This window comes from Variovorax sp. PDC80, from assembly GCF_900115375.1.
Taxonomy (GTDB): Bacteria; Pseudomonadota; Gammaproteobacteria; order Burkholderiales; family Burkholderiaceae_C; genus Variovorax.
This window is the reverse complement of record NZ_FOWG01000014.1, coordinates 199714-213013: the sequence shown is the minus strand read 5'-3', so window position 1 is coordinate 213013 and position 13300 is coordinate 199714. Positions and strand designations below refer to the sequence as shown.

10 protein-coding genes are annotated in these 13300 nt (G+C 71.5%); 5 read left to right on the top strand and 5 right to left on the bottom strand.

From position 1 onward, the window contains the following. Positions 1-2: 2 nt before the first annotated feature. From BM109_RS33135 to BM109_RS33120, 4 genes are read right to left on the bottom strand one after another with little or no spacing between them, the layout of a single operon-like run. Complete coding sequence (locus BM109_RS33135; RefSeq protein WP_093352615.1) at positions 3-2315, bottom strand: molybdopterin guanine dinucleotide-containing S/N-oxide reductase; 2313 nt, start codon at positions 2313-2315, stop codon at positions 3-5. Positions 2316-2337: 22 nt separating this feature from the next. Next, positions 2338-3345 (bottom strand): NrtA/SsuA/CpmA family ABC transporter substrate-binding protein, encoded by a 1008-nt coding sequence (locus tag BM109_RS33130; RefSeq protein WP_093352613.1) that lies wholly within the window; start codon positions 3343-3345, stop codon positions 2338-2340. A 41-nt stretch (positions 3346-3386) separates the two neighbouring features. Continuing rightward, positions 3387-4121 (bottom strand): ABC transporter ATP-binding protein, encoded by a 735-nt coding sequence (locus BM109_RS33125; RefSeq protein ID WP_057591211.1) that lies wholly within the window; start codon positions 4119-4121, stop codon positions 3387-3389. Beyond that, a complete protein-coding gene (locus BM109_RS33120) occupies positions 4118-4990 on the bottom strand; it encodes an ABC transporter permease subunit (RefSeq protein ID WP_093352702.1) in 873 nt (290 codons plus the stop codon). The genes BM109_RS33125 and BM109_RS33120 overlap by 4 nt, the downstream gene beginning before the upstream one ends. Before the next feature lie 215 nt (positions 4991-5205). Here BM109_RS33120 and BM109_RS33115 point away from each other — a divergent pair, with 215 nt between their 5' ends. The 5 genes from BM109_RS33115 to BM109_RS33095 all read left to right on the top strand — a co-directional run bounded on the left by BM109_RS33115 (position 5206) and on the right by BM109_RS33095 (position 12232). Then, positions 5206-6888 (top strand): M14 family metallopeptidase, encoded by a 1683-nt coding sequence (locus tag BM109_RS33115; protein ID WP_093352610.1) that lies wholly within the window; start codon positions 5206-5208, stop codon positions 6886-6888. Positions 6889-7106: 218 nt separating this feature from the next. Continuing rightward, positions 7107-8750 (top strand): ABC transporter substrate-binding protein, encoded by a 1644-nt coding sequence (locus BM109_RS33110; protein WP_093352608.1) that lies wholly within the window; start codon positions 7107-7109, stop codon positions 8748-8750. Between the two features lie 7 nt (positions 8751-8757). Continuing rightward, the gene (locus BM109_RS33105) at positions 8758-9675 is read left to right on the top strand and encodes an ABC transporter permease (protein ID WP_093352605.1); all 918 of its coding nucleotides are present in this window, start codon (positions 8758-8760) and stop codon (positions 9673-9675) included. Continuing rightward, entirely contained in the window at positions 9672-10547 is an 876-nt protein-coding gene (locus tag BM109_RS33100) for an ABC transporter permease (RefSeq protein WP_093352603.1), read from the top strand. Before BM109_RS33105 ends, BM109_RS33100 begins: the two co-directional genes overlap by 4 nt. Continuing rightward, complete coding sequence (locus BM109_RS33095; RefSeq protein ID WP_093352600.1) at positions 10544-12232, top strand: dipeptide ABC transporter ATP-binding protein; 1689 nt, start codon at positions 10544-10546, stop codon at positions 12230-12232. The genes BM109_RS33100 and BM109_RS33095 overlap by 4 nt, the downstream gene beginning before the upstream one ends. A gap of 9 nt (positions 12233-12241) precedes the next feature. Here BM109_RS33095 and BM109_RS33090 read toward each other — a convergent pair whose 3' ends face one another. After that, entirely contained in the window at positions 12242-13267 is a 1026-nt protein-coding gene (locus BM109_RS33090) for an ABC transporter substrate-binding protein (RefSeq protein ID WP_093352598.1), read from the bottom strand. Positions 13268-13300: the final 33 nt, after the last annotated feature.

The window sequence follows — 13300 nt, the reverse complement described above, 5'->3', positions numbered from 1 at the left end:
GCTCAGGGCGCGCCGCGCGGCGCCGGCTCGAACGCCGGCGGATCGAAGGCCGTGATCGCCGGCACCTCGCCGCGCCACAACGCCACCTCCACGCGCGCGCTCTGCGCCGCGCACCCTTGCGCCAGCTTCGAGCTGCCGACATCGGGCGTCACCACGTTCGGATTGCCGTGCTTCTCGAGGCTGCCCGGTGCCTGCGTGTCGAGCGGGTCGTACCACGCACCGGTGGCGATCTGCGCCACGCCGGGCCGCACGTCGTCGGACAGCACGGCGCCCGCGAGGAAGGCGCCGCGCGCGTTGAAGACGCGCACCACGTCGCCGGCCGCGATGCCGCGCTCGCGTGCGTCCCGCGCATTGAGCGTGATCGGTTCGCGGCCCGCGATCTTCGAGGCGCGGCTCAGCGCGCCATGGTCGTACTGGCTGTGCAGGCGCGTCGCGGGCTGGTTCGACAGCAGCTGGATCGGCCCCTCCGGCGCCTCGGGTTCGAACCAGTGGGCATGGCCCGGGCAATCGTCGTAGCCGAAGCCCGCGATGCGCTCGGAGTACAGCTCGATGCGGCCCGAGGGCGTAGGCAGGGCATGCGCGATGGGGTCGGCGCGAAAGGGCGCGAGCAGCACCACCGGTTCGTTCGCCACCGCGTTCGTGCGGCCGATGTCGATGCGGCCGATCTCCCAGAAGGCATCGAACGCAGGCAGCGCCAGCCCGGCGGCCTCGGCACGCGGCCGCGCGACTTCGTACAAATGCCGCAGCCATTCGCGTGCATCGCGGCCCTCGGTGTAGGCCGGCGCAATGTCCAGCCGCTCGGCCAGTTGCGAGAGGATCGTGTAGTCGTCGCGCGCCTCGCCCACGGGCGCGATCGCCGCATGCATCGCGACCATGAAGCGCTCGCTGCCCGCGCTGCCGATGTCGTCGCGCTCCAGCGTGGTGGTGGCGGGCAGCACGATGTCGGAATGCCGGGCCTGCGCGGTCCAGTATTGCTCGTGCGTGATCACGGTCTCGGGCCGGCGCCAGGCCTCGAGGGTGCGGTTGAGGTCCTGGTGGTGGTGGAACACGTTGCCGCCGGCCCAGTACACGAGGCGGATGTCGGGGTAGTGGTGCCGGCCGCCGTTGTAGTCGAAGGGCGCGCCGGGGTTCAGCAGCATGTCGGCGATGCGCGCGACCGGAATGAAGTCGGCCACCGGGTTCACGCCCTGCGGCAGGCGCGCGCCCGAGAAGCTGCCGTGGCCGCTGCCGATGTAGTTCATGCAGCCGTAGCCCAGGCCGAAGCCGCCGCCCGGCAGGCCGATCTGCCCGAGCAGGGTGGCCAGGGTGACGTTCATCCAGAACGGCTGCTCGCCGTGCCGTGCGCGCTGCAGCGAATAGGTGCAGTTCACCAGCGTGCGGCTGCGCGCCATGCGGCGCGCGAGCGTGGCGATGGCTTCGGCCGCGATGCCGCAGCGCTCGGCGGCCCAGGCCGGTGTCTTGGGCACGCCGTCGGCTCGGCCCAGGATGTAGTCGCGCACCTGGTCGAAGCCCACCGCATGGCTGCGGCAGAAGGCCTCGTCGTGCAGGCCCTCGTCGATCAGCACGAAGGCCAGGCCCAGCATCAGCGCGGTGTCGGTGCCGGGGCGCAGCGGCAGCCATTCGGCAGCGGGCACGGCATCGAGATCGGCGCGCACCGGGCTGACGTTGACGAAGCGCGTGCGGCCCGAGGCCGCCATGCGCCGCAGCGCCGGTGCCACGCCATGGTCGCTCGCGCCGCCGGGGCTCACCTGCGTGTTGCGCAGCGGCAGGCCGCCGAAGGCCACGAACAGTTCGCAGTGCTGTTCGAGCACGTCCCAGCTCGTGTGGTTCTGCAGCAGCGCGTCCATGCCGTCGACGATGTGCGGCAGCAGCACGCGGCCGGCGCCGAGGCTGTAGCTGTCCTTGCTGTACACGTAGCCGCCGAAGGCGTTGAGGAAGCGGTGCAGCTGGCTCTGCGCATGGTGGAAGCGGCCCGCGCTCGACCAGCCGTAGCTGCCGCCGTAGATGGCCCGGTTGCCATGCGCCTGCTTCACGCGTTGCAGCTCCTGCGTCACCAGGTCGAGCGCTTCGTCCCACGGCAGCTCGACGAAGGCCTCGCGTCCGCGCCGGTCGCCGCTGCGGTGCCGCGTGGCGGCATCGAGGAAACCGCGGCGCACCGCGGGACGCCGCACGCGCGTGGGCGAATCGACCGCGCCGACCATCGAGGCGCCGATGGGCGAGGGCGCCGCGTCCCATTCGGCCGGACGCATGGCCACGAGGCGGCCGTGCTCGACCACGGGGCGGTACACGCCCCAATGGGTGGATGTCAGCGGCATGGGCCCGGACTCCGCGCGGGCCTCACAGCCGCGCGAGGTAGTCCGTGACCTTGGCCTTCTGCGGCAGGATCTTGCGCTCCGACAGCCAGTCGGAGGCCTTCTGGAATTCCTGAAGGAACTTCGCGTCCTGCACGCCGCGCACGTCCCAGCGGCGCTTGAGCTTGACCAGCGTGTCGCGCACCGCGTCACTGTAGCCCGCGTCCTGCTGGTTCAAGGTCTCGGCCTCCACCGGATGCTCGCTGATCCACTTCGCCTCGGCCGCGTAGGCCGCGTTCACGGCGCGCACGATGGCCACGTTCTCCTCGGCGAACTTGCGGTGCGTGACGTAGGAGTTGAAGTCGATCAGGAAGTCGAGGTCGCGGCCCTCGAAGAAGACGTCGTGCGCCTTGTACTCGGTGCGCGCGATGTCCACGCCCGGGCTCCACATCGACCAGGCGTCGATCTTGCCCTGCGCGAAGGCCGGGCCGGCGTCGGGCGGATTGAGGTAGACGAACTTGACCTTGCTGCGGTCGATGTTGTGCTTCTCGAGCGCGGCCACCAGCAGGAACTCGCCGAGGCCCGAGCGGTTGACCGCGACCGACTTGCCCACCAAGTCCTGCACCTTGTCGATGCCCGAGCCGTCCTTGGCGATGATCGCGGTGCTGCGCGGCTCGACGATGGCGAACTGCGTGAACACCAGCGGCGATCCCGCGAGCATGGCGGCCAGCGCGGGCGTGGTGCTGCCGCCGAAGCCGAAGTCGGCGCTGCCGCCGGTCACGGCCTGCAGCGAGGGCGCATGGTTGGGGAAGGGGCCGATCCACTGCACCTTGATGCCGTCCCTGGCGAGCAGCTTCTCGAACTCGCCGCGGTTCTTGGCCAGCGCGGGCAGGCCGCCGCGGCCCCAGGTGAGGCGCACGGTGTCGGTGTTGCGCGTGGCCTTGGCCGGGGCTACGGCCTGCGCCTGGGCCAGGCCCGTGGCCAGGGCGCCGGCGCCGACGACGGCGGTCTGCAGGAAGCTGCGGCGCGAGGCCGGGGAGAACGAGGAGGTCATGAAGGGAAGAGGCCGGTGAAGAAAGGAAAACGAAAAGAGGGTCAGGCGGGCACGCTGTCGGCCGCCACGCCGAGCTCGGCCAGCAGCGCTTCGCGCAGCGCCGTCGCATCGGGATGGGTGCGCCTGGCATTGGCCTCGGGCGACACGGCGTACTCGCTCGCGATCGCGCCGTCGCGCATCACGAGCACGCGGTCGGCCAGCGCCACCGCCTCGTCGACGTCGTGCGTGACCAGCAGCACGCCGGGCCGGTGGCGGCGCACCAGCTCCTTCACCAGGCCATGCATGCGGATGCGCGTGAGCGCGTCGAGCGCGGCGAAGGGTTCGTCGAGCAGCAGCAGCCGGGGCTCGCGCACCAGCGCGCGCGCCAGCGCCACGCGCTGCGCCTGGCCGCCTGAGAGGTTGCGCGGCCAGTCGTCGAGCCGGTCGCCGAGGCCGACCTCGGCCAGCGCAGCTTGAGCGAGCGCCTTGCCGGTGGCCTCGTCGAGGCCCAGCGAGACGTTGCGCCAGAGCGAGTCCCACGGCAGCAGCCGGTGCTCCTGGAACACCACCGCGGGCTGGCGCGGTCCGTCGATGCGCCCGCCGTCGATGGCATCGAGGCCGGCGAGCGCGCGCAGCAGGGTGGTCTTGCCGCAGCCGCTCTCGCCGAGCAGCGCGACGAATTCGCCGCGCGCGATGCGCAGGTCGAGCCCGCCGATCACGGTGCGCTCGCCATAGCGGCGCTGCAGGCCGTGCACGACGACGGCGGGTGCCTCGGGTTGCGATGGCTGCGCGCTCATCGCCGCTCCCCCGCCGCATAGTTGGGATGCCAGGCCAGCAGCCGGCGTTCGAGCAGCCGGGCCACCGCATCCGAGGCCACGCCGATGGTGGCGTAGACCACGATGGTCAGCACGATCACGTCGGTGCGCAGGAACTCGCGCGCATCCATCGCGAGGTAGCCGATGCCCGAGCTGGTGGCGATGGTCTCGGCGATCACCAGCGCGAGCCAGGCCACCGCGAGCGCATAGCGCACGCCCGCGAGGATCGAGGGCAGGGCGCCCGGCAGCACGATGCGCCGGATCAGCGTGGCATTGCTCAGGCCGGTCACGCGGCCGAGCTCGAGCAGCTTGGGGTCGACCTGCCGGATGCCCAGCACGGTGTTGATGTAGATCGGGAACATCACGCCCAGCGACACCAGGAAGATCTTGCCGCCCTCGTCCACGCCGAACCAGACGATCACCAGCGGCAACATGGCGAGGAAGGGAATGGCGCGGATCATCTGGATGCTGCGGTCGAACAGCGCCTCGGCCAGCCGCGAGAAGCCCACCACCGTGCCGAGCGCGAAGCCGATCGAGCCGCCGATCACGAAGCCGGTGGCCGCGCGCAGCAGGCTGGTGCCCATGTCGCTGATCAGCCGTCCTTCCTGGATCAGGCCCCAGGCCGTGGCCGCCACCTTGCTGGGCGCGGGCAGCACGTGGATCGAGAGGTAGCCGGCGCGCGCCGCCAGCTCCCACACCACCAGCACCAGGGCCGGCACCAGCCAGGAGATCAGCAGCAATTGGTGGCGCGACAGCAGGCGCGGCGCGCGGCGGGGCGGCGGTGGCTTGGCGGCCGGCACGGCAGCAGCAGGTGCCGTGGGCAGCGGGAGGTTGTCGAAGACGTGAGACATCGAGGCGAGGCTTTCCATGAGGGTCCCCGTGAGTCGGGAGCCGGCGCAGGCTAGCGTGCGCCCACCTGCGGGCCAAAGAACAAAAACGGATCAACGTATGCGGATTCCGTGCTTGCATTGCGCGCCCGAGGGCCAAGACTGGGGGCGCCCGTCCCCGGGGCAGCGCGTCTGCCCGTTGGTAACCCCACGCCGCGAGGCGGTTTATTCTTCCCGCCATGACCCTGCTGCTCGACACCACCTTTCCCCGCACGCTGGTGCAACTGGTCGAACGCTTCGGCGCTCACCCGGTCACGCGCATCGAAGCCTGGCTGTTCGAGGACGCGCCGATGCGCCGCGCCGCCGAGCAGGCGCTCGCAGCGGCAGGCGTGCAGGCCGTGCTGCGCAGCGCCTACAAGCCGCTGGTGCATTTCTTTCTCGAAGAGTTCGAGAGCGATGGGGCGACGTCGATCGAGGTCCGCACGCCCGCGGGCCAGGGCCAGCGCTTTCGCCTCGAGGCCTATCCGCTGGCCGGCCTGCTCGGCGAGGACGTCGCGCTGCGTTTCGCCGAAGGCGAGCTGCCCGGCGAGCACCTCGTGACGGCCGGCGCGCGGCAGTGGCGCGTGTTCGCGCCCAACGATGCCACCGCCTCGCCATGCGGCTGGCTGCGCGTCTGGGACGGTGATGCGCTGGTGCACGACGCCGCGCTGCCCACCGAGTTCGAGGCCGCCTGCGCGGCCGCGCTCGACGCGGTGCGCGGCCATGCCTGGCCCGAAACGCTGCCGCTGTTCGACACGCTCGAGATCGCGATCGCCACCACCGGCATCGAACGCCGGCTGCCCTTCGGCGAGGAGACGATCGACACCTTCGAGGCGCTGCACGAGGACTGCTACTACGGCGCGCTCGAGTTCTTCAAGGCGCGCGCCGGCCTCGACGATGCCGACCGCACGCTGCAGCCCGGCCACATCGTGCCGCTGATCTCGCGCAGCGAGGACGACACGCGGGTCACGGTGCGGCTGGCCGCGCATCGACGTGTCGACCCGCCCGTCGACGCCGCCCTGGTGCTCGACAGCGCCGACCGCTCGCTGGCCCCGGTAGAGGTCGAGGCCGCGATGGCGCGCCTGCCCGGCGAGCGCTTCGGCGTGACCTCGTTCCAGGGCCGCCCGGTGTCGGGCCTGCATGTGCGCGGCACGCTGCCGGGCCTGGTGGTCACGGCCGGCCAGCATGCGAACGAGAGCTCGGGCGTGGTCGGCGCCTTGCGCGCGGCGCCACTGCTCAATGCGCTGCCCGGCGCGCACTATGCGCTGGTCGCGCTCGAGAACCCCGACGGCGCGGCGCTGCATCACCGGCTTCAAGAGACCGACCCCACGCACATGGCGCATGCCGCGCGCTACACCGCGCTGGGCGACGACCTCGAGGCACGCATGAAGCCACCCTTCGGCGAAAAGGCGCCGCGGCTCGAGGCGATCGCGCGCACCGGCGCGCGCCTGCACCTGAGCCTGCATGGCTACCCGGCGCACGAATGGACGCGCCCGCGCACCGGCTACGTGCCGCGCGGCAGCGAGCTGTGGACGGTGCCCAAGGGCTTCTTCCTGATCCTGCGTCAGCACCGCGGCCATGACGGCCTGCGCTTCCTCGATGCGCTCACGAAGGAACTGCTCGCGGGCTCGGCCGAGCTGGCCGCGTTCAACGCGCTCCAGCAGCGCATGTGGCATGCCCACGTCGGCGAGCTGCCGTTCGCGCCCATCAACGGCATCCCCTGCATGGTGATCACCGACGAGCGCTCGACCGTGCCGTTCACGCTGATCAGCGAGTTCCCCGACGAGACCGTGCGCGGCGCGGCCTTCCGGCTCGCGCACACGACGCAGATGCGGACCGTGCTGGCGGCGGCGCGGCTCTACTGGGACGGGCTGCTGGATTGAGCGGATGAAAGGCGCGGGAGCGCTCCATGCGCGCTGAGCGAGATAGCTTCTGCGAAAACTTTCGTTAGCCGCGAAGCCCTGAGCTTCGAAGATCGGCGCTGCCCGTGCACGGGCGTTCGCCCGGGCCTGCACGGCCGGCGCCGCGCGCGCCGACTCCTTGTCCTTTCCTCCTGGCGCGGATTCGTCCGCGCGGCTTTCCCACGTTCCTTTCCGTCGTCATGAAGATCTCCCTTGCCCTTGCTTCCCCGCGGCGCGCATTGCCGCGCATCCTCCAGGCCAGCCTGCTCGCGGCCTGCGGCATGAACCTCGCGCTGGCCGCCGACACGCCGCGCCAGGGCGGCGAGGTGGTCTTCGGCGTCACCACCGATCCGATCTGCTTCAACCCGCATCGCTCGACGCAGCAGAACTCCTACATCCTGATCCGCAACTACATCGACTCGCTGGTCGCCAAGGGCAAGGGCGGCAAGTTCCTGCCCTGGCTGGCGCAGGAGTGGAGCGTCTCGCCCGACGGCAAGACCTACGCCTTCAAGCTCAAGCCGGGCCTGCAGTTCCACGACGGCACGCCGCTCGACGCGGCGGCCGTGAAGTTCAACTTCGACTTCGTGCGCGACACGAAGAACACCAATGCCGCCGGCGAGCTGCTCAAGGCGGTGGAGCGCGTGCAGGTGGTGTCGGCCAGCGAGGTGCGGCTGCAGCTGGCCCGGCCCGACTCGGGCCTGCTCGAATCGATCGCCAGCGTGCGGCTGGGCCTGATCTCGCCGAAGTCGCTGCAGTCGGGCGACGACCTCTGCGGCGGCGGCCCGGCCATCGCGGGCAGCGGCCCCTTCCTGTTCCAGAACTACGTGCGCGGCCAGTCGGCCGGCTTCGCGCGCAACCCGCGCTACCAGTGGGCGCCCGGCTATGCGGCGCACCAGGGCCCGGCCTGGCTGGACCGCGTGACGGTGCGCTTCCTGCCCGAGTACGCGGTGCGCGCGGGCGCGCTGAGCTCGGGCCAGGTCGACGTGATCGAGGGCGTGCAGCCCACCGACGTGGGCCTGTTCAAGGACCAGCCGGGCTTCCAGTTCCTGGTCGGACCCGCGGGCGCGCAGACCTCGTTCACCCTCAACGTCAACTACACGATCCCGCCGGCCACCGACGTGCGCGTGCGACGCGCGCTGCGCGACGGCGCCGACATCGATGCGCTGGTCAAGAGCGTCTACCGCGGCACCTACCGCCGCGCCTGGTCGAACATCGGACCCGACAGCTTCTTCTACAACAAGGCGCTAGAAGGCAGCTGGGGCAACAACCCGGCCGCGGCCAACAAGCTGCTCGACGAAGCGGGCTGGACCGGCCGCGACGCCGAGGGCTTCCGCACCAAGGACGGCCAGCGCCTGACCATCGAGGTCGGCTATCCGCAGCCCTTCGTGCGCGACAACCGCGACGTGCTGATCCAGGGCCTGCAGGCGCAGCTGCGCAAGAACCTGGGCTTCGACCTGCGGCTGCGCTTCGTCACCGGCGGCGAATGGGCGCAGCAACTGCAGAAGGGCTCGTGGAGCATCTATCCCAACACCTACCTGCCGGCCGACGCGGCGCAGGAGCTGCAGGGCAACATCGGCGAGAGCGGCTTCATCCGCGCGGTGGCCGACAAGGGCGACAAGACGCTGTTCGGCTACATCAACGACGCGCTGGCTTCCACGAATCTCGAGGAGAAGAAGAAGCTGGTCGACGCCGCGCAGCGCCACGCGGTGGACCAGGGCATCATCGTGCCGCTGTTCTCGGCCAACTACCAGCTCGCGGCCAAGAGCCGGGTGCGCGGCCTGTCGTTCGAGACGCAGCTCGATTCGCCATCGAACTTCCACGACGTGTGGCTGTCGGAGCGCTGAGCCCGTCATGTGGCGACTGGTGATCTCGCGGCTGGGCGCCGGCCTGCTGGTGGCGTGGGGCAGCGCCACCGCGGCCTTCCTGGCCCTGCATGCGCTGCCGGGCCGGGTCGAGGACATCCTGGCCGGCGACCTCGACTACCCGGGCCTGCGCGAGGCCATCGCGGCCGAGTGGGGGCTGGACCGACCGCTGTGGGAGCAGTACCTGGGCTTCCTGGCGCGCATCGCCAGCGGCGACTTCGGCACCTCGTACGAGCTGCGCCAGCCGGTGGCGCGCGTGGTGATGGCGCAGCTGTGGCCCACGGTCGAGCTCGCGCTCGCGGCCGGCGTGCTGGCGCTGCTGTTCGCGGTGGTGGTGGCCACGCTGACCTCGGGCCGCGGACGCTTCGCGCGCGCGGCGGCCTCCACGCTGGAGCTGGTGTTCGCCTCCACGCCGGTGTTCTGGCTCGGCATCCTGTTGCTGATGGCCTTCTCGTTCACGCTGCGCTGGTTCCCGGTCTCGGGCGCGGCCGACTGGCGCGCGCTGGTGCTGCCGGCGACCGCGCTGGCGCTGCCGACCGCGGGCCTGCTGGCGCAGGTGCTGCGCGAGGCGATGGAGCGCGCGCTCGAGCAGCCCTTCGTGGTCACGGTGCGCGCGCGCGGCCTGGGCGAGCTGCGGCTGCGCCTGCGGCACGTGCTGCGGCATGCGGCGCTGCCGGTGGTCACGCTCGGCGGCTGGATCATCGGCGGCCTGCTCGGCGGCGCCGTCATCACCGAGAAGGTGTTCGGCCGTCCCGGCCTGGGCACCGTCACGCTCAACGCGGTGCTGAGCCAGGACGCGCCCGTGGTGCTCGCGGTGGTGCTGCTGGCGGCCTTCATCCACGTCGCGGCGTCCACCCTGCTGGACCTGCTCTATGCACTGATCGACCCGAGGCTCAAGGCATCATGACTTCCGCATCCGAGACCGTCGCGCTGCCCGCGGGTGGCGCACCCGCGTCGAGCGCACCGCGCCGGCGCCTGCCGCCGCTCGCGGTGCTCCTGTCGGCGCTGTTCGTCGCGCTGCTGGTGATCGCCACTGCCGCGCCGCGCTGGCTGGCGCCGCTCGATCCGCTCGAGGGCGACTTCCTCGCGGTGCTGCAGCCGCCGGGCGCCGAGCATCCCTTCGGCACCGACCGGCTCGGCCGCGACGTGCTGTCGCGCACCGTGCATGGCGCGCGCTACTCGCTGTTCATCGGCATCGGCGGCACCGCGATCTCGGTGCTGGCCGGCGTGTTGCTGGGCCTGGTGGCGGGCCAGAAGCAGTGGCTGCTCGACGAGGGGCTGTCGCGGCTGTTCGACGTGATCTCGTCCTTTCCGGGCGTGCTGCTGGCGATGCTGGTGGTGGTGTTCCTCGGCCCGGGGCTGGCCAACATCGCGCTCGCGGTCGGCATCGCGGGCATTCCGAAGTTCGCGCGCGTGGTGCGCGCGCAGACGCGCATCGTGCGCCAGGCCGACTACGTGACCCATGCCTACATCTACGGCCGCAGCCGCGCCCAGGTGTTCTTCGGCCATCTGCTGCCCAACGTGCTGGTAGCGGTGCCCGTGACCGCCACCGTCTACGTGGGATCGACCGTGCTGGCTGCCTCGGGGCTGAGCTTCCTCGGCCTCGGCCCGCAGCCGCCCACGCCCGAGTGGGGCGTGATGCTGGCCGAGAGCCGCGACGTGCTGCGCGTGGCCTGGTGGCCCGGCGTGTTCCCGGGCGCGGCCATCACGCTCACGGTGATCTCGTTCACCGTGCTTGGCCACCATCTGCAGCGGCGCTTCGAGGGGAGGCTGGCATGAGCGAAGTGCCGCTGGTCGACGTCGAGGGCCTCACGGTCCGCTTCGACACGCCCGCGGGCGAGCGCACCGTGGTCGAGGCGCTCGACCTGCGCATCGCGCGCGGCGAATGCGTGGCGCTGGTCGGCGAGTCGGGCTCGGGCAAGAGCGTGACCGCGCGCAGCCTGCTCGCGCTCGCGGGGCCGGGCGCGCGCGCGAACGCGCGCAAATTCCTGATCGACGGGCGCGACGCGAACCGCTTCGATGCCACCGACTGGCGCCGCCTGCGCGGCACCTTCGCGGGGCTGGTGATGCAGGACGCGCTGGTGTCGCTCGATCCGCTGCGCCCCATCGGCCGCGAGGTCGGCGAGGTGCTCGAGCACCATGGCTTGCTGCGCGGCCGCACGGCGGTGCGCCGGCGCGTGCTGGAAACGCTCGCGCGCGTGGGCATGCCCGATCCCGAACGCCGCATCGGCCAGTACGCGCACCAGCTCTCGGGCGGGTTGCGCCAGCGCGCGCTGATCGCGGCCGCCATCGCGGGCCTGCCGCCGCTGATCGTGGCCGACGAGCCCACCACCGCGCTCGACGCGGCGCTGCAGAAGCAGGTGATCGAGGTGCTGGCGCGGCGCGTGCGCGACGAAGGCAGCGGCCTGCTGCTGATCAGCCACGACCTGTCGGCGGTGGCGGGCATCGCCGACCGCGTGCTGGTGATGCGGTACGGCCGCGTGCTCGAGCAAGGCCCGGTGCGCGACGTGCTGTCGAGCCCGCGCCATGGCTACACCCGGCAGCTGATCGCGGCCGTGCCCTCGACCTCCTCGCGCGGCAGCCGGCTGTCATCGGCGCGTTTCGAGGCGGCGGGCGAGGGCCCCGAGGCGCGGCTGCGCATCGTGCGCGAGCCGCTGCCGCCGCGCACGCCCGTGCCGGCCGCGCAGGCGCCGGTGCTCGAGGTCCAGGGCATCGGCAAGCGCTTCGCGGTGCAGCGCGGGCTGGGTCCGCGCGAGGACTTCGTGGCGCTCGAGGACCTGTCGTTCTCGATCGCGGCCGGCGAGGTGCTCGGCCTGGTCGGCGAATCGGGCTCGGGCAAGTCCACCTGCGCCAAGATCGTGCTCGGCCTGCTCGAGCCCGACGCGGGCGCGGTGCGGCTGCTGGGCCAGCCTTGGTCGGGCATTTCCGAGGCTGTGCGCCGGCCGCTGCGGCCGCGGCTGCAGTACATCCCGCAGGATCCGCTGAGCAGCTTCGATCCGCGCTACCGCGTGTCGCAGGTGATCGCCGAGAACCTGCAGGGCCTGCCGCGCGCCGAGGTGGGCGCGCGCATCGCGGCGCTGCTGCAGCAGGTGGGCCTGGCGCCCGAGCTGGCCGAGCGCTTTCCGCGTTCGCTCTCGGGCGGCCAGCGCCAGCGCGTGGCGATCGCGCGCGCGCTCGCGGCGCAGCCCGCGCTGATCGTCTGCGACGAACCGGTGTCGGCGCTCGACGTCTCGGTGCAGGCCCAGGTCATCGATCTGATCGCCGAGCTGCAGTCGCGGCTGGGCACGGCGCTGCTGTTCATCTCGCACGACATCAACCTCGTGCGCCACGTGGCCGACCGGGTGCTGGTGCTCAACCGCGGCCGGCTGGTCGAGCAGGGGCCGGTGGAGGAGGTGCTGTCGCGGCCCGCGCATGAGTACACGCGTTCGCTGCTGGCGGCGGTGCCCGAGCCGCTGGCGGCCTGAAGCAGGCGCTCAGGCCAGCACATCCACCGTCAGGAATTTCGCGAACCGCGCTGGATCGGTGCTTTTCTTGAGCACCCCCACCTGCTTGAGATCGACCGCATAGCTCTCGATCTCCTTCGCGAGGTCGAAGCGCCTGGCGTGGTGCGTGTAGCCGATGGTCGAGAGGATGCTGCCGAGGTCCTGCTGCGCCACCTTCGGGAACAGCTTGCTCACCGCGCGCCCGGCCTCGTTGGGGTTCTCGGCGATGAAATCCGCCGCCTGGTGCAGCGAGCGCACCACGGCCGCCACCTGTTGCGGATTGCGCTTCACCAGTTCGCCGCGCGCCGCGACGATGCAGCACAGCCGGTCCTTGAAGTCGCCCTTGAGGATGTTGGCGATCTCGAGGTAGGCGCCGGGATTGCGCTTCTCGATCAGGTAGAGGTTCGGGTCCGAGTCGGCGATGACGTCGATCTCGCCCTTCTTCTGCGCGATGTCGAGCTGGTCGGCCGGGAACACGCGCCACTGCACGTCCTGGTCGGGGTTCACGCCGCGCCGCGCCAGCGCGGTCGAGAAGAACTGGCGCCCATAGCCCGCGGGACTCGAGACGCCGATGGTCTTGCCCTTCACGGCCTCGATGCTCGCGATGCCCGAGGTTTTGGGCGCGAGCACGCGGATGCAGCCCGCATGCGCGGTGCCGACCACCTTCACGTCGAAGCCCGCTTCCAGCGGCTTGAGCCAGGCATGGATCAGGCCCAGCGAGATGTCGGCCTTGCCGGTGGCGATCGATTCGAGCACCTGGTCGACCGCGCCCGCGAAATTGATGATCTCCACCTTCACGTTGTTCCTGGTGAAGTAACCAAGCTCGTTGGCGACCACGATTGGGCTCAGGCACAGGCCGGTGCCGGTCCACGACAGCGTGATCGGCTTGTCGTTGTCGGCGCCCCAGGCGCGGCGGCCCAGCAGGCCGAGGCCGGCGGCGCCGAGCGCGGCGGCGGCACCGCGCACCAGCGTGCGGCGGCTCGGCGGAAGCGGGAGGGAAGGCAGCGAAGCGGTCATCGAAGGAACTCCAGGCAAGGTGGCATGCGAAGC